This is a genomic window from Rhodococcus sp. WY5 (genome assembly GCF_018588185.1).
In the GTDB taxonomy this organism is placed as follows: domain Bacteria; phylum Actinomycetota; class Actinomycetes; order Mycobacteriales; family Mycobacteriaceae; genus Rhodococcus_F; species Rhodococcus_F qingshengii.
Genome location: NZ_JAAMPR010000001.1, coordinates 1,457,515 through 1,472,537, shown reverse-complemented (window position 1 = coordinate 1,472,537; position 15,023 = coordinate 1,457,515). Strand labels below are relative to the sequence as shown.

The following is a 15,023-nucleotide window of genomic DNA, read 5'->3' as shown; positions in this document are numbered from 1 at the left end:
ATTTCGGCGGCGATGCTAGCATGATTGGGCAACCAACCGAAATGAGGATCATGGACCTGGGGCGCGTTCAACGGGCGGCAGTCACGCTGTTCGCGACGAAAGGATTCGCCGCCACCGGCATTCGTGAGCTCGGAGCCGAAGCCGGCATCAACTCGGCAACGCTCTACCACTACGTCGGCAGCAAAGAGTCACTGTTGGCCTCGATCATTCGGTCCTGCCTCGACGAGCTGACGCAGTCGGGAGAGCGGGCAATGCGCCGAAGCGCCGATCCCGTAGTCCAGCTCGCCGGCCTGGTGTCGTCACACGTCGGCATTACCGCCGTCAACCAACTGACTGCCCGCGTCGCCGAGTACGAGATGCGCGGGTTGACCGGAGACAACCGCATCGAGTTGCAGACCCTGCGCGACGAGTACGAGCAACTTTTCGGACAGATCCTCGAACGCGGACAACGCGTGGGCGCCTTCGACATCGAAGATCTGGCATTGAGCCGACTCGCGATACTCGAGATGTGTACCGGGGTCGCGCATTGGTACCGGCCCGGTGGGCGTCTCGAGTTGGAAGATGTCCAGCGATTCTTCGTCAGCACCACGTGCAAGCTTCTGTCGGTTCCGTCCGACGAACTGCACGGTGTGGAGTTCATTCACGACGTCCGAAAGCTGGACAGCGAGCCCGAGACTCAGTCCTCCGAGATCTGGGGAACCACTGCACAGAGCGAATTCGCGCGACAGTCCGAGCTTTAACCGCCCCTCGAAACTCCCGGCTCTGGTACGAACTGAACATGCAACTACCCGCGGACAGTCATGTTCACAGCGAGTGGTCGTGGGACACCGGCGGACCGCTGTCGCACGCATCCGGACGAATGCAACAGACTTGCGCGCGCACCGATCCTGGACGTCGACGGCTATCTCGACAGCATCGAACGATGCCGACACCGTTTTCCTGAATTGCGGATACTCACCGGCGTCGAGTTCGGACAACCGCACCTGCACGAAGCGCAGGCGTCGCACCTCCTTGATCTCGGTGTCATCGACCGGGTAGTGGGTTCCTTGCACACGCTTGAGGTCGGCGACGATCGGAGTGAACCGAACACTCTGTTTCGAAAGTGGAGCGCCGACGAAGTCATGTGGGCATACCTCGATGAGATCCGGCGTATGGTGGCTGGCTCTCGGACCTTCGAGGTGTTCGCCCATATCGACTACGCGGTGCGTGCATGGCCGATCGAAAGTGCCGGACCTTTCGATCCCCGTCGATTCGAAGAGGGATTCCGAAATGCGATGCGCGCCATCGCCGACAGCGACCGGATCCTCGAGATGAACACCCGTCGGCTGTGGCCCTGGATACCCCAATGGTGGGGCGAAGAGGGAGGTAAAGCGGTGACATTCGGCAGCGATGCACATGTGCCCGAAGCTCTGGCAGCCAATTTTCCGGAAGCGACCGCGATGCTCGCGCACTACGGATTCCGTCCGGGTCAACGTCCCGAAGAGTATTGGACCCGCTGATCCGCCTGACTCCCAGACCGATATTTCCGTGAACTCGGGTTGTCGGAGACGGATCAACCCGCAATAGTCGATGTATGGATCGGTACAAAATCACGATGCCCGACGGCTCTTCGACCGAGGAACCTTTCAATTCCGACAAGGAAGCAATCACTTGCGCAGTGGATGCGAACCGAGGAGTCAGCAAGAACCTCGTAGTCGAAAAATACACGGCCGACGGTCATCTGGTTCCAACCGCGCAGGCGCCTGCGAAACACACAGGTCGTCACAAGAAGAACCGTTCGAAGAGTTGAAAACTCGACTAGTTCACAACTCTCGAACTCGGTGTGTGGCGACCGGATGCGTGACGCAGAAGTAGTTGGATCGCGTGCTCGACAGTTGCACCGAGGACAGCTTCGGGGTCGCCCGAGAAAACCTGCTTCTCCGTTTCGGCGGTCCCATGGTCGACGACTCCGAACCACACAGTTCCGGGTCGATCGTTCTCCTGGGTATTAGGACCGGCTTCACCGGTGACGGCCAGCGTTAGCGACGCACCCATCAGTGTGGCGGTGCTGTGCGCCATGACCCTGGCTGCCTCTTCGCAGACCACTGGCCCGTCCGGAACATGAAGTACGGAATGTTTCACCTCGCGGGTGTACGCGACGATCCCACCACAAAACCACGATCCGGCGTCCGGCGCCTTTCCCAGATGTGCGGCGATGTTCCCGGCAGTCAACGATTCCGCCGTCGCCACCGACAGACCGTGTTCCTCTACTGCCGCAGCCAATTGCCTGCACATATCGTCGAGATCCTTGCCCGACGGAAGCTCGGGTCGTGGATCGCCATTCATATGTTCCTCCTCCTGCAGTCCGATCGGTGACTTCGACAAGACATTGAAAGTTCTCGAATGCCCATTCCAACCGTGCCTTACAGCTCACTGCCCCCTTGCGAACTGCACCCTTCGAAAGTGCGTCGAGCGCACTCGTCGATCACATCAGCTACACGTGACCGACGCGTGAGTTGACGGCGCTGCACGATCGCCCCGTTTCCGTTGCTGAACACCTTGTCCAAGGAGGCCGTGACCTGCTCGAATTCTCCGAATGCAGTCAACGCAGGTTCGACGTGATCCACCAATTGCCGAACCGCCTGGTGTGCAGTCAGCAAGCGCACGGATTCCACGTCCAGCGACCTCCCGTCGAGTCCGTCACGCGCCGCCCGCCAGCAAGCCGCGCGGAGTAGCTCGTGATCGACAGCAGGCGCTGCTTCACCTTTCGTGATCGCGGCGGATGCGGTACCGACGAGTGCCTGCACCAGTGTGGCCAGAGTCATCGTCTCCTCCACGGTGGCGGGCACGTCGCTGATCCGAATCTCCACGGTGGGAAGGTGATCCGACATGCGCACATCCCAATAGACCATGTGTGGATCGAGAATGACCCCTGTCTCCAGCATTGCTGCAACAGCATCTTCGTAGTGCGCCACGGACTCGAAGTAGGGCGGCGGACCCGAACTGGGCCATCGGCCGAACAGAACGTAACGCCAACTCGCATAACCGGTATCGCGACCGGCGCTGATCGGAGAGTTCGCCGTCAGTGCCAACAAGGTCGGTAACCATGGGCGCAGATGGTTGATGATCTGGACCGATCGTTCTCGATCTTCCACACCGACATGAATGTGGCAACCACACATCACACCTTCGGTGATCGCTCTGAATTGACCGGCCATTCGCTGGTATCGCGACGTTTGAGTGATCTCGTCTACCGGCGGATCGTAGAACGGCGTCCCGACTGCGATGAGTTGACAACCCACACGGGCAGCGGCGTCGGCGGTGACGGCACGCGACTCACAGAGTTGATCACGAAGATCACGAATATGGTTTCCGATAGACGTGGACGTCTCCACCTGACAGCGCGTGAGTTCGAGTTGCAGCGAGATACCGAGTTCCCGCCCGGCGGCAGCAACCTCGGAGTTGCGCAGAGTGGGATGTCCAGTCTGCGGATCGCAGAGCAAGAACTCCTCTTCGACACCGAGAGTCGGTGTACCTACCGAGAATATGTCGGGAGTCGGCTTCGCGTTCATAGGGCTTCCTCGCACCGGTTTTCATCCACATCCGATACTTCGAGCGTACGACCTTCTACCCCTTTCGGCACTACTCCGACCGTTTCATCCAGTCACCGATCGGGTAGTTGCCCTGTGGACCGACGACGAGCGAAGAATCGCAAGTCTTCATGAGCTCAGGATGGAGTGTGCCGTGACAAACGCGAGCGAAAGTTCACCGGTAGATGACGAACACACAAATCGATCGCACGTAGGGGAGGCAATCAGCGACGGTCGCAACTATCCCGGATACCTGCTGATCGGGCTGGGTCTGGCAACACTCGGATTGACCTTGGTGGCAGCAGGTTACGGATTTCGTGGTTGGGCAGTCATTGCCGGCGTCGTGTGTGTGGTGTCCTTCATCGTCGGAACACTGGCCATCTTGATGGAACACCGACGGGTCAAACGACTGGAAGGTCAGGAACTCTTCGATCAAGAAGGGCACTGAACCGACCGCTCGAGTCGTATTCTGCTCAAGCAGAATACGACTCGAGCAGAACACAGCTCAGTGAGTGCGGAGCTGCTCGATCAGCTCACTCTTGTTCAGCTTCGAATAGCCGTGCAGATCGAGTTCCTTGGCACGTTTCTTCAGCTCGTCGACTGTCCACTCCTCGTACGGCGAGGATTGTCCGCCGGACTTGGCGACATTCGACCGCCCTCGATTGGCGGCCGCATTGGAGATTCGGGCCGCCTTCTCCTTGGAATCGCCCTTCTCGCGTAGCTCTTCGTAGAGTTCTTGATCCTTGAGTTGAGGTTGTGAGTCCTTGCGAGCCACTGTTTCGTCCCTTCACTCGTCTTCACTCCGACGGTGTGGCCGAACTGGCAATTCGGCCACACCGCAGGTTCGAACGTACGTCGGCACTCAGGATGTAGGCGGCACCTCGAAACGCCCCCACACGCGGTGCGTCTTCAGAAGCTGAGCCAGCGAGGCGAGCGCTCCTTCCGCGTCTGCATCGACGACGACTCCCAATGCAGACTCGTCGATACCGGCCGCAGCCAGCGCACTCATGCTCTCTCCCCAACCACCAATTGCCTTGCTGTGACGATACATTTCGTTCAGCAGAGTCTCCACCCGTGGATCCAACTTGCCCTCGCCGATCCGAGAAACGTCGCCGCTCAGCAGGATTGCATCGAATTCGATCGAACGAGCTGTGAGGTACGTTCGCTGCACCGTCACCGCGTCGTCACCGTCCCCGATGGTTCCGCCGTGCGGGCCGAGGATCAGCGGCACCATGCCGGCGTCGAAGATCTTGTCTCGAACGGCGACAACCGTTTCGAGATCGGAGTTCTCATCGACCAGTAGTGCGATGATCCTTCCGTCTACCGGCCATTCCGCACCAACCTGGGACAGTGCAGGGCTGAGCTCCGGATCACTCAACGGCTCGGTCGGTTCGGGAACCGGAAGGCCAAGCCCCCCTGCGACGATCGACACGAGACCCGCGTCGATATTTGCCAAGATGCCCAGATTCCGGGTCTTGATGTTCTCCTCGTAGCACTTACCCAATTCGAAGGTATACGCCTGCGCGACGTGCTCCTGTTCGACAGGGGAGAGACTGCGATAGAAGAGTCGAGCTTGCGAGAAGTGATCGTCGAACGATGCCGGCGCCTGCCTCACCTTTCGCCCTGAAACTTGCTCGGGCACCTCGATATAGGCCGCGCTGTCCGCCGAGGCCAAGAACGGGCACCCACCGTCCAACGAATTGGGATGGTACGGCGCGACTCCGGTATGCACACCGTCCTGGTGAAAGCCGTCGCGAAGCATGTCGTTGACAGGCGCGTGAGGACGGTTGATCGGGATCTGATCGAAATTGGGGCCACCGAGTCGCGTGATCTGGGTGTCGAGGTACGAGAACAAACGTGCCTGCAGGAGACGATCGTTGGTGATGTCGACACCCGGAACCAAGTGACCCGGATGGAATGCAACCTGCTCGGTCTCGGCGAAGAAGTTCGTCGGATTGGCGTCGAGTGTCATCGTTCCGATGACCTGAACCGGCGCGAGTTCTTCGGGCACGATCTTGGTGGGATCCAATAGATCTATGCCTTCGAACATTTCGTCTTCGGTATCAGGGAACACCTGCACGCCCAGATCCCAGGACGGATATGCGCCCGCCTCGATGGCGTCGGCAAGATCGCGTCGATGGAAATCCGGATCCACACCGCCGGCGATCTGCGCTTCCTCCCACACGAGTGAATGCACTCCGGCGGCCGGCTTCCAGTGGAATTTCACCAGATTCGTCTCGCCGTCGGCATTCACGAGCCTGAACGTGTGAATACCGAAGCCCTCCATCATGCGATAGGAGCGCGGGATGCCGCGATCGGACATGTTCCACAATGTGTGCGCCGTGGCCTCGGTGTGCAGCGACACGAAATCCCAGAAAGTGTCGTGCGCGCTCTGCGCCTGCGGAATCTCGCGGTCCGGGTGGGGCTTCGCGGCATGGATGATGTCCGGGAATTTGATGCCGTCCTGAATGAAGAACACCGGGATGTTGTTGCCCACCAGGTCGAAGACACCTTCGTCGGTGTAGAACTTGGTGGCGAAACCGCGTGTGTCGCGTACGGTGTCCGCCGAACCTCGTGAACCCAGCACCGTCGAGAACCGCACGAACACCGGGGTTCGAGCACCGGAAGCGAACACCGATGCTTTACAGATGTTTTCGGCCGCGCCATTCGCCAGGAACGTTCCGTGTGCAGCCGCCCCGCGGGCGTGGACGACGCGCTCCGGAATTCGCTCGTGATCGAAGTGTGTGATCTTCTCACGCAGGTGGTGGTCTTGAAGAAGAGTCGGGCCGCGCTCGCCGGCAGTGAGTGAGTGGTCGGTCTCGTAGAGACGTGTACCGGTTGCGGTGGTGAGGTACTCCCCCCGCTGGCCGCGACCGTTTCCCTTCACCTTCTCCTCGGCACCCGCGACAGTACGCACCTCCGGCTGCCGCTGGTCATCCTTGGGCGGCAACGGCTGTCGAGGCTTGACCGGCTCTTTCAGGTCCGGCGCTTTCGGGGCCGGTGCACCTGGGACGGACTGAGATGAAGGCATCGAACAGCTCCTCTTGATCGTCATGCTGGGCGCAAGAATCTTGTTACGCCTTATGTAAGTCGAGATTTCAAACTGAACGCGGAGCCACGACTCACCCCCGGCTGGGATCAATTCCAGGCCGAGGGTGACGAGTGCGTCAGGGCTATTGCTCGGACTTCTGTCGCGCTTCGTCCGCGGCCGCTTCTGCGCGAGCCTTCTCGGCTTCTGCCTCTTTCTTCGCGACTTCTCGCTGGCTTTCGGCCTTGTCCTGCTGGGCGCGGCCCTCTCGGGTCAAACTGTCGTTTCCGGAAACCGCACCCACGGCTTCCTTGGCCTTACCCTTGACGTCCTCTACGACGCCTTTGATTCCCTCGCTGGGACCGCTCTTGTCATCTGGCACGTTGACCCTCCAATACGTTTCGGATTGTTGCTCAGGGCTCCCACACAGGCAGGACTCCCACACAGAAGGCCCTACCCCGTCGAAATTCGCATAAACATCCGTGCACCGACACGGCGCAACGCGTACAAGAAGCGGCCACGGAGAGGAGTGCCGTTCACTCTCGTGTGTTATTCAGTGCTCATGAGCCAGTTACAGACCGATCCCCCCGTGGGCGGAACGCTGTCCACGATTCGCGCGCTTGCGCCCAACCTGGCTCCGAGCGAGCGACGCGTCGCGGACATCTGCATAGCCCGGCCCAAGGAGTTCGCCTGGTGGTCGGCGGCAGATGTGGCCGAGCACGCGTCCACGTCGACAGCAACGGTTATTCGAGCGTGTCAGAATCTCGGATTCAAAGGCTTTCAGCATCTGCGGATGCTGCTGCTCAGAGATCTCGGCGCTACGGAATCACGCGTGCAGGATGCATCGCACACCAAGGACAGCATAGGGCTGATGCAAGCGGTATTCGGCGAAGTGGCGGCCGATCTCGGCGGAGCACTCACACCACTGGATCGCGATGCTTTCGACCAGGCCGTCGAAGCCATCGCCGACGCCGACCGCGTACTCGTTGTGGGAAACGGGGTATCCGGGCCGTCGGCATCCGCAGTGGCTGTGCGGTTCATCCTGAACGGACGGGCCGCGGAAGCACCCACCGATGCAGTGATGCAGCAGCTGACAGCCCGCCACCTCACCTCTCGAGACGTCTGTCTGGCGATCAGTGACAGTGGACTCAACTCGTTGACCCTCCAACCGGCCCATGCCGCGAAAGAGGCCGGCGCCACCGTCATCGGCGTGACCGGATACGCACGTTCCCCACTGGTGGAACTGGCCGACATGGGCCTGGTTCTCGGTGGCGGAACCGGGCCGTGGGGCGCGCACGGCGCTTCGGCAACCGTCATCCAGCTGACCTTTCTGATCGGCCTCCAGATCGCCGTCAGTGAACGACGCGGCGGGTCGGCGGAAGCTGCCGCCCAGACCCTCGAGCATGTGATCGGAATCCTCAATCACGGTTCCACTAGCTGAAATTCGGATCCTCCCTACGTTCCGGCCCGAATAGTTGCCCTGAGAATTACGGACATTTACGACAGCGTTCGATCGCCGTTCACCTTCGACTGGCTAACTTCCGATGTAACGAAAATTCCCAATTCGATGCGATTGGGTAACGTCATTTCATCGGGAGAAGCCAATGGGCAGGATTCGAATAGAGAATCTGAGTCGGAAGTTCGCAGATGTCACCGCAGTCGACAACATCGACATCGATGTTCGTGACGGCGATTTCCTGGTCCTCCTCGGGCCCAGTGGCTGCGGTAAGACGACACTGCTGAGGATGCTCGCCGGCCTGCTGGAACCGACCAGCGGCCGGATATTGCTCGACGACGAAGACATCACCACCGCTCCCGCGCGTCGACGCGACGTCGCGATGGTGTTCCAGAACTATGCGCTCTACCCTCACCTCTCCGTGGCAAAGAACCTCGGATTCCCCTTGAAGGTGAAGAAGATCGACAAAGCCTCCGCAGTAGCGCGTGTCGAGGAGGTAGCACAGCAGCTCGAGATCGCACATCTGCTGGAGCGCAAGCCGAAGGAGTTGTCTGGTGGCCAGCGTCAGCGAGTGGCGGTGGGACGCGCGATCGTTCGAAATCCGAAGGCGTTCTTGATGGACGAACCTCTGTCGAATCTCGACGCGAAGCTCAGAACGGCGACCCGTCGTGAGCTCACCGACCTCCACCGACGGTTGGGTGCCACCTTCGTCTACGTCACCCACGACCAGGTCGAGGCAATGACAATGGCGACGCGTATCGCACTGCTCAACCATGGCAGGCTCGAGCAACTCGGCACCCCGGAGGATGTCTACGATCGTCCGGCATCGGTGTTCGTCGCAGGATTCCTGGGCAGTCCAGCCATGAATCTTGTTGATGCGAGAGCATTCTCGACGGACGGGCAAGTGAGGGTTTCGGCAGAAGGAATCGAAGCCTCACTCTGGTCAGGGGAGACCGATTCGCGCGACGTCGTACTCGGCATTCGTCCCGAACACCTCACACCGATACATCCAGGCACGGATTCCGGAACCGGTGCGCGTATCACCGTCGACGTCACTTCGGTCGAGAACCTCGGAAGCGAGCAAGTGGCCTACTGTCTGGTCGGGTCGACCACGATCTGCGTGCGCGCTCCGCGACCGATCGCACTTCACGAGGGTCGGCCCGCGGTGCTGTCCGCCGAACTGCGCCATCTTCACCTCTTCGACCGATCCAGCGGACGGCGACTCGAATGGCTGGACATACCAGCAACATTGGACCTTGATTCATCCGTTCTCAGCTGAACCTTCAACTCATCCTCTGACACTGCATTCCACCACCAGGAGATTTGTCATGCGCAAAACACGATGGAAGATCGCCACAGCATTGGCGGCATCCCTCGCCCTTGCCGGATGTGCCACGGGAGGTGCCACCACCGGCGGCTCCGATTCCGCAGTACAGGTTCCGGAACTCGACCCGAATCAGCAGGTCGACATCGTCTTCGAGTCCTACAACCTTGCCCAGGCAGGTTTGTGGACAGACACCGTCACCGGTCTCATCTCCGACTTCGAGGCCGCCCACCCGAACATCCACGTCAAAGCTCAGCCGCCGCAGAGCGGTGGTGCGGCCGGTTCCGGCACCGCGAGCAGCGTGCAAACACAGATGCTCGCCGGTTCGCCACCCGATGTCGCTCAATTGACCTTCGACACACTTGATTTCGCCGTCACCGCGCTGAAAGCAAGAAATCTCGACGAACTCGTCGGCAAGGACGCAGTGCAGGCGAACTTCGGCGGCGACCATCCCTTCCACCCCAGAGCTGCAACACTCGGCGACTGGAATGGGGAAACCTACGGCGTTCCGTACGTGTTCTCCACCCCGACATTGTTTTACAACTCCACCGCACTGACCGAGGCCGGGCTCCCGGCCGATACCGATCTCTCCACCTGGAGCAAGGTTGCCGCTGCCGCAAAGGCAGTGACCGCCAAGACAGGAAAGCCGTCGCTCGGAGTGAGCTGTTCGGTCAAGGGTGGCAGCTGGTGTATGCAGGCACTCTTCAAATCGGCCGGAGGGGGTGTGTTGTCCGAAGATCGCAAGACCATCGAATTCGGCGAGCCTGCCTCAGTGTCGGCAGTCTCCATGCTTCGTGGACTCTACGAGGACGGAGTCTTGGTGAACGCGGATTCGGCCACACAGTACGAAGGTTTCGCAAAGGGCGACATCGCGATCGATCTCAACACGTCTGCGCTGCAAGGCATGTTTGTCAGTTCTGCGGCCAAGGCGGGTTGGGATCTGCGCGCTACCGCGATGCCTGCCTTCGACGGGCACGCAGCGGTCCCCACCAATTCAGGTTCGGTCCTCTCCGTCTTCTCGCAAGACCCGGCAAAGGCCCGCGCTGCTTGGGAACTGATCAAATTCATGACCAGCGATCACGCGTACACACAGATCTCCACCAAGATCGGATACCTGCCTCTCCGCTCTTCGCTGACACAGGATCCTGCTGCACTCAAGCCATGGGCCGACAGCAATCCGCTACTGGCGCCCAACCTCAAGCAGCTCGACTCGCTTCAGCCGTGGCAGTCGTACCCCGGCAACAGCTACGTCCAGGTCGACGACATTCTCGCGCAAGCCATCGAGGAATCCGTGTTCTACGGCAAGGACCCGAAAGCGACCATGCAAGCCGCGCAGCAACGGGCTCAGGCCTTGATCGGCTGACACGGTCCATTCCAATTCCAGCGAACATCACTTCCGAATCGGGAACAACTATGACTACAGCTCTTCCGGTTCAGCGGGCCAATCGTCGGCTCGACCTGAACGGCACCTACAACTTTCGCGACGTGGGCGGATACGCTACCCGCGACGGCCTCAGCACCAAGTGGAACAAGCTCTTTCGTGCGGACGCTCTTCATCGACTCGATCAAGCTGACCGCGAGATCCTCCGCGCCCGTGGGCTGGCCTTCGTCATCGACCTGCGCGAGCAGGAAGAGTTGGACACAGCACCGAACGCTCTCGGAGGACTTGACCTCCAGCAACTCCACCTGCCCATCTTCGAGAGCGAAATAAACTCTCGAGAAACAAGTTTGGACCTCGCAGCAATCTACGCGAAGGTCATCGATCAATGCGGTGTCCGACTGGTTCGAGCTGTACGCGCAATAGCAGAGTCCGACGACAGCGCAGTACTCGTGCACTGCACGGCAGGCAAAGACCGTACCGGCCTCGTCGTTGCACTCGCTCTGGCAGCGGTCGGCGTTGACTACCGCGACATCGTCGCGGACTATTCGCTCTCGGAGGTCATGTTGGCCGGCGAGTGGGCAACGGCCATGGCCGTCAGGATGCGCGAATACGGCATCGGCGACGGGGAGAACCTCGCCCAGCTCGTCGGGGCAAGCCCGGCTGCGCTCATGCGTGCAAGCCTGCAAACCATCGACGATTCGTACGGAAGTGCGTCCGATTACCTTCTTGCCCACGGAATGAGCTCCGAAGAACTCGACCGCCTACATCTTGCACTGGTCAACTGACACACACTTGAAGGAGAATTTTTCATGTCCCAGTACGGCGAACCCGATCACTACATCTTGCACCTCAGCGATACTCACTTCGTCACCGACGGAGATCTTCTCCACGATTCCGTGGACAGCGATGCCAATCTGGCACGCATCTTCGAGCGACTGGAACGGACTGGCCAGCGTCCTGAGGCTATCGTCTTCACCGGCGATCTGGCCGACATGGGGGAACCCGAGGCATACGTGCGACTGCGCCGGATCGTCGAACCGGCCGCCGAACAGCTAGGCGCAAAGGTGATTTGGGTCATGGGGAATCACGACGCACGCCCGGCATTCCGTAGCGGCCTGCTGGATACCGCTCCGACCCAGGAATCCGTCGACTCGGTGGTCGACGTGAACGGCCTCCGCATCGTCGTGTTGGACAGCACTGTTCCCGGAAGCCATCACGGCCTGATCACCGACGAACAGCTCGCTTGGCTCGAAGAGGTTCTGGCTGTACCCGCACCACACGGAACCCTTCTCGCGCTGCACCATCCGCCAGTCCCGTCGGTTCTGGATGTGCTCACTTTGGTGGAACTGAAGGAGCAGAACAGACTTGCCACGGTACTCGAGGGAACCGACGTTCGCGGTATCCTCGCTGGCCACCTGCACTACTCGACCACCTGTACCTTCGCCGGAATTCCCGTCTCGGTTGCCTCAGCGACCTGCTACACACAGGATCTTCTTGCGAACAAGGGCAGCATGCGCGGCCGCGACGGTGCACAGGCATTCAACATGGTCCATGTGTTCCGAGATCGGGTTCTGCACACGGTAGTTCCGGTAGAGGAGTCGGCAACTGTATACGAAGTGAGCGCGGAGTATCTTGCGGAGGCGATCTCCAAGCTGGTTCCTGCGAACAATTCGTCCAGTCCCTCTGCTGCACTGGCGAATTGAGTTTCGAACATGTTTGTCGAAGTTCCAAGCACCGGCGGGTCGGAGCGTGCCGTAGCGGCGCACCCGGCCCGTTCCGGGTGGGCGCCCCGCGCCTTGGTGCCTTACCTGTACCTACTGCCGGCTGTGGTGTTATTGATCGCGTGGATCTACAAGCCACTCGGCGAGACTGTCAATCTGTCCTTCTACAAGTGGAACATGATTCCCACCACTCCCAAAGTGGCTGTAGGACTGGATAATTACACGCGTGTTCTGTCGTTGCCCGAGTTGCATCAGGCACTACGAAACACCGTGGTCTACACACTCGCCTTCATGGTGTTCTCGCTGTTGCTGCCGATCGTCATCGCGTTGGTGTCCAAGCGGATATCCGGACGGTCCAAGACGATCTATCAAGCTCTGATCTTTGTCCCGTTCCTGGTGACACCGATCGCGGGCAGTGCCGTCTGGCGTTGGCTCTTCAATCCCGACGGCGGCGCAATCCCACGGGTGGCCGCAACGTGGGGAATAGAGATGGGCAACATCTTTCGTGATCCGAAATTCGCACTGCTAGGCGTCGTCGTGATCGTCGGATGGCAAATGCTCGGCTTCGGTGTCCTGGTCATCTCGGCTGGGCTTGCCGGCATCAACCCGGACTACGCTTCGGCAGCGTCACTCGACGGCGCATCCGAGGCGACGATCACCCGAAAGATAACGCTGCCACTGCTCTCCCCGACACTGGTCTTCCTCGCCCTCATGACGATTCTGCTGGGTGCGCAGTGGGCGTACCCCGTGATCGACATTCTCACCCAGGGTGGACCGAGCGGTGCGTCCACGAACATCTACTACCTGTTGTACCAGTTCGGTTTCCAGAACTTCGACGCCGGACTGTCAGCAGCCGCAGGCACTCTCTTCTTCGTCGGCTTCGGAATCATCGCCGTCATCTTCGTCCGCCTGTCGGACCGACTGAGCTTCTACGACAATTAGGAACTGACATGGCATTTGTTCTGGTCGACGCACCCAGCCAGACGCATGGTCCCGGTGCAACTCCGGCGGTGGAACACCTCGACACACGGAGCAAGAGCAATGACGGACCGGTCCGGTCCCGCTCTCGAACGCGGCGAGTGCTCGGGCATGTTGTCCTCGCGGCCGTGACCGTGTTCAGCATTTTCCCGATCTACTGGCTGTTCACCACGGCCTTTCGTCGCCCCGACGATTCTCTGTCGGCGAGTCCCCTCCCCTCGCCTTTCAGCCTCGAGAACTTCCGCTACGTGTGGAACACGATCCCGATGGCGTCGATGATGGTGAACACCTTCACCATGGCTTTGGCCATGTCGGTCAGCCAGCTGTTCGTCGCAATCCTTGCCGCGTACGGGTTCGCGCGGTGGAACTTCTTCGGCAAACAAGCGTTGTTTCTGCTCTTCGTCGGGTCGTGGCTGGTTCCGTTTCAGGTCACGATGATCCCCAACTACCTTCTCATTTCCCAGATGGGCTTGCTCAACACCGTCGCAGGCATCGTGATCCCGAACTTGTGCTCGGCTTTCGGAGTTCTGCTGATGCGTCAGCATATGGAGGCATTTCCACGGGAGTTACTGGACGCCAGTCAGATCGACGGACAGAACTCGTGGGCAACGCTGTGGAAGGTCGTGCTGCCCAACATGAAGCCCGCTCTCGCAGCACTCGGCATCATGCTGTTCATCTCGGCCTGGAACGAGTACCTTTGGCCCGCGCTGATCATGCGTCAGTCGAATTCCGTGCTGCAGATCGGTATCCGTAGCTTCCTCGGCGCCGAGGGGAACAACTGGGGCGCCATCATGGCGGCGTCCGGACTCGCGTGTCTGCCGATCTTCCTGATCTATCTCTTCCTTCAGCGCTACGTGCGCGACGCATTTGTTCAGTCCGGCCTCAAGTAGCGATCACCCGTTCTCAAAAACTGTTTACCGGGCACAGGAATTGGCGGGACTCGTTCCAGAAGGGGAAGAGGTCGGTGGTGGTGGCCGTGGGGTGGTCGATCTCGGCGAGAGTGTAGAAATCGAGAATCGTCCGCCCGGCGGTTGCGCTGACTTCGCATGCCTGCAAGCTCAGTTTCGCCTCCGCCACGAAGCCGATACTGCGGGCGAAAGGTCCGAGGGTCCCGGCATTGACAAAACCCTCGAGGTTTTGTCCCCACTGGTTGTAGTCCGACTGCAAAGCAAAGCTGCATGTTTCACCGAACAACTCGGTGCAGGTTGTCGGCTTCCCACCGATCGTGTGAACCGTATCGGCGAGCTCGTGCGAAGTACCTTCGCGCGGTGATCCGGAAAGGAGAAGCAAGACGGCGACGGCCAAGGCAACCACCAGAAGGATGCTCGCGGCCGTTGCCAGTATCGCCTTCACAATCCCTCGATCCACGTAAGTTCATGAGGGGAACCGATTTTGGAACACCGGTCACTGGATTTGTACCCGTGGCACTCGGGGTCCAAACATCGACCAGGCGCGGAGCCGTGCACCAGTCTGGGGGTTGCGAGAGGATCTGTTGGAAAAAGCGGGGGAGGATCGACACTCCCTTCCACTATCAATGTATATCTCACCGGGGGCCTTGCGGCAAGG

The 15,023-nt window shown here is 60.0% G+C and carries 16 protein-coding genes; 10 read left to right on the top strand and 6 right to left on the bottom strand.

Translation table 11 applies throughout. The features are described 5' to 3' along the window. Nucleotides 1-41: 41 nt before the first annotated feature. Nucleotides 42-740 (top strand): TetR/AcrR family transcriptional regulator, encoded by a 699-nt coding sequence (locus G4D79_RS06720; RefSeq protein WP_225320187.1) that lies wholly within the window; start codon nucleotides 42-44, stop codon nucleotides 738-740. 60 nt (nucleotides 741-800) lie between these two features. After that, complete coding sequence (locus G4D79_RS06715) at nucleotides 801-1,499, top strand: hypothetical protein (RefSeq protein ID WP_234552261.1); 699 nt, start codon at nucleotides 801-803, stop codon at nucleotides 1,497-1,499. A 298-nt stretch (nucleotides 1,500-1,797) separates the two neighbouring features. Here G4D79_RS06715 and G4D79_RS06710 read toward each other — a convergent pair whose 3' ends face one another. Together G4D79_RS06710 and G4D79_RS06705 are read right to left on the bottom strand one after the other, a co-directional pair. After that, the gene (locus tag G4D79_RS06710) at nucleotides 1,798-2,325 is read right to left on the bottom strand and encodes a CinA family protein (protein ID WP_099697267.1); all 528 of its coding nucleotides are present in this window, start codon (nucleotides 2,323-2,325) and stop codon (nucleotides 1,798-1,800) included. A 77-nt stretch (nucleotides 2,326-2,402) separates the two neighbouring features. Continuing rightward, on the bottom strand, nucleotides 2,403-3,551 hold the full coding sequence (locus G4D79_RS06705; protein WP_007735690.1) for a glutamate--cysteine ligase: 1,149 nt from the start codon (nucleotides 3,549-3,551) through the stop codon (nucleotides 2,403-2,405). A gap of 160 nt (nucleotides 3,552-3,711) precedes the next feature. Here G4D79_RS06705 and G4D79_RS06700 point away from each other — a divergent pair, with 160 nt between their 5' ends. Then, nucleotides 3,712-4,017, top strand: coding sequence for a hypothetical protein (locus G4D79_RS06700; RefSeq protein WP_007735689.1), 306 nt, complete (start codon nucleotides 3,712-3,714; stop codon nucleotides 4,015-4,017). A gap of 57 nt (nucleotides 4,018-4,074) precedes the next feature. On the opposite strand, the gene G4D79_RS06695 is transcribed toward G4D79_RS06700, so the two are convergent. The 3 genes from G4D79_RS06695 to G4D79_RS06685 form a co-directional block, all read right to left on the bottom strand. Then, nucleotides 4,075-4,344 (bottom strand): Rho termination factor N-terminal domain-containing protein, encoded by a 270-nt coding sequence (locus tag G4D79_RS06695; protein WP_058038440.1) that lies wholly within the window; start codon nucleotides 4,342-4,344, stop codon nucleotides 4,075-4,077. Nucleotides 4,345-4,431: 87 nt separating this feature from the next. Continuing rightward, the gene (locus G4D79_RS06690; protein ID WP_099697223.1) at nucleotides 4,432-6,600 is read right to left on the bottom strand and encodes a catalase; all 2,169 of its coding nucleotides are present in this window, start codon (nucleotides 6,598-6,600) and stop codon (nucleotides 4,432-4,434) included. A gap of 142 nt (nucleotides 6,601-6,742) precedes the next feature. Beyond that, nucleotides 6,743-6,979, bottom strand: coding sequence for a CsbD family protein (locus G4D79_RS06685; protein ID WP_003943084.1), 237 nt, complete (start codon nucleotides 6,977-6,979; stop codon nucleotides 6,743-6,745). 180 nt (nucleotides 6,980-7,159) lie between these two features. On the opposite strand from G4D79_RS06685, the gene G4D79_RS06680 reads away from it, so the two are divergent. From G4D79_RS06680 to G4D79_RS06650, 7 genes are all read left to right on the top strand, one after another. Further along, nucleotides 7,160-8,038, top strand: coding sequence for a MurR/RpiR family transcriptional regulator (locus G4D79_RS06680; RefSeq protein WP_099697224.1), 879 nt, complete (start codon nucleotides 7,160-7,162; stop codon nucleotides 8,036-8,038). Nucleotides 8,039-8,201: 163 nt separating this feature from the next. After that, nucleotides 8,202-9,332: an ABC transporter ATP-binding protein gene (locus G4D79_RS06675; protein WP_099697225.1), complete on the top strand. Its 1,131-nt coding sequence runs from the start codon at nucleotides 8,202-8,204 to the stop codon at nucleotides 9,330-9,332. A gap of 49 nt (nucleotides 9,333-9,381) precedes the next feature. Further along, nucleotides 9,382-10,740 (top strand): extracellular solute-binding protein, encoded by a 1,359-nt coding sequence (locus tag G4D79_RS06670; protein WP_099697226.1) that lies wholly within the window; start codon nucleotides 9,382-9,384, stop codon nucleotides 10,738-10,740. Nucleotides 10,741-10,790: 50 nt separating this feature from the next. Then, nucleotides 10,791-11,543 carry a tyrosine-protein phosphatase gene (locus G4D79_RS06665; protein WP_054188317.1) on the top strand — a complete coding sequence of 251 codons (753 nt, stop codon included), beginning with the start codon at nucleotides 10,791-10,793 and terminating at the stop codon, nucleotides 11,541-11,543. 24 nt (nucleotides 11,544-11,567) lie between these two features. Continuing rightward, a complete protein-coding gene (locus tag G4D79_RS06660) occupies nucleotides 11,568-12,461 on the top strand; it encodes a phosphodiesterase (RefSeq protein ID WP_099697227.1) in 894 nt (297 codons plus the stop codon). Nucleotides 12,462-12,470: 9 nt separating this feature from the next. Then, the gene (locus G4D79_RS06655) at nucleotides 12,471-13,421 is read left to right on the top strand and encodes a carbohydrate ABC transporter permease (protein ID WP_099697228.1); all 951 of its coding nucleotides are present in this window, start codon (nucleotides 12,471-12,473) and stop codon (nucleotides 13,419-13,421) included. Between the two features lie 8 nt (nucleotides 13,422-13,429). Continuing rightward, complete coding sequence (locus G4D79_RS06650) at nucleotides 13,430-14,347, top strand: carbohydrate ABC transporter permease (RefSeq protein WP_099697229.1); 918 nt, start codon at nucleotides 13,430-13,432, stop codon at nucleotides 14,345-14,347. 13 nt (nucleotides 14,348-14,360) lie between these two features. On the opposite strand, the gene G4D79_RS06645 is transcribed toward G4D79_RS06650, so the two are convergent. Then, complete coding sequence (locus G4D79_RS06645; protein ID WP_225320190.1) at nucleotides 14,361-14,825, bottom strand: hypothetical protein; 465 nt, start codon at nucleotides 14,823-14,825, stop codon at nucleotides 14,361-14,363. Nucleotides 14,826-15,023: the final 198 nt, after the last annotated feature.

What these genes read in the sequence shown, in the direction of transcription:
- G4D79_RS06720 (WP_225320187.1), top strand. Translation starts at nt 42, where the DNA reads ATGAGGATCATGGACCTGGGGCGCGTTCAACGGGCGGCAGTCACGCTG.
- G4D79_RS06715 (WP_234552261.1), top strand. Translation starts at nt 801, where the DNA reads ATGTTCACAGCGAGTGGTCGTGGGACACCGGCGGACCGCTGTCGCACG.
- G4D79_RS06710 (WP_099697267.1), bottom strand. Translation starts at nt 2,325, where the DNA reads ATGAATGGCGATCCACGACCCGAGCTTCCGTCGGGCAAGGATCTCGAC.
- G4D79_RS06705 (WP_007735690.1), bottom strand. Translation starts at nt 3,551, where the DNA reads ATGAACGCGAAGCCGACTCCCGACATATTCTCGGTAGGTACACCGACT.
- G4D79_RS06700 (WP_007735689.1), top strand. Translation starts at nt 3,712, where the DNA reads ATGGAGTGTGCCGTGACAAACGCGAGCGAAAGTTCACCGGTAGATGAC.
- G4D79_RS06690 (WP_099697223.1), bottom strand. Translation starts at nt 6,600, where the DNA reads ATGCCTTCATCTCAGTCCGTCCCAGGTGCACCGGCCCCGAAAGCGCCG.
- G4D79_RS06680 (WP_099697224.1), top strand. Translation starts at nt 7,160, where the DNA reads ATGAGCCAGTTACAGACCGATCCCCCCGTGGGCGGAACGCTGTCCACG.
- G4D79_RS06675 (WP_099697225.1), top strand. Translation starts at nt 8,202, where the DNA reads ATGGGCAGGATTCGAATAGAGAATCTGAGTCGGAAGTTCGCAGATGTC.
- G4D79_RS06670 (WP_099697226.1), top strand. Translation starts at nt 9,382, where the DNA reads ATGCGCAAAACACGATGGAAGATCGCCACAGCATTGGCGGCATCCCTC.
- G4D79_RS06665 (WP_054188317.1), top strand. Translation starts at nt 10,791, where the DNA reads ATGACTACAGCTCTTCCGGTTCAGCGGGCCAATCGTCGGCTCGACCTG.
- G4D79_RS06660 (WP_099697227.1), top strand. Translation starts at nt 11,568, where the DNA reads ATGTCCCAGTACGGCGAACCCGATCACTACATCTTGCACCTCAGCGAT.
- G4D79_RS06655 (WP_099697228.1), top strand. Translation starts at nt 12,471, where the DNA reads ATGTTTGTCGAAGTTCCAAGCACCGGCGGGTCGGAGCGTGCCGTAGCG.
- G4D79_RS06650 (WP_099697229.1), top strand. Translation starts at nt 13,430, where the DNA reads ATGGCATTTGTTCTGGTCGACGCACCCAGCCAGACGCATGGTCCCGGT.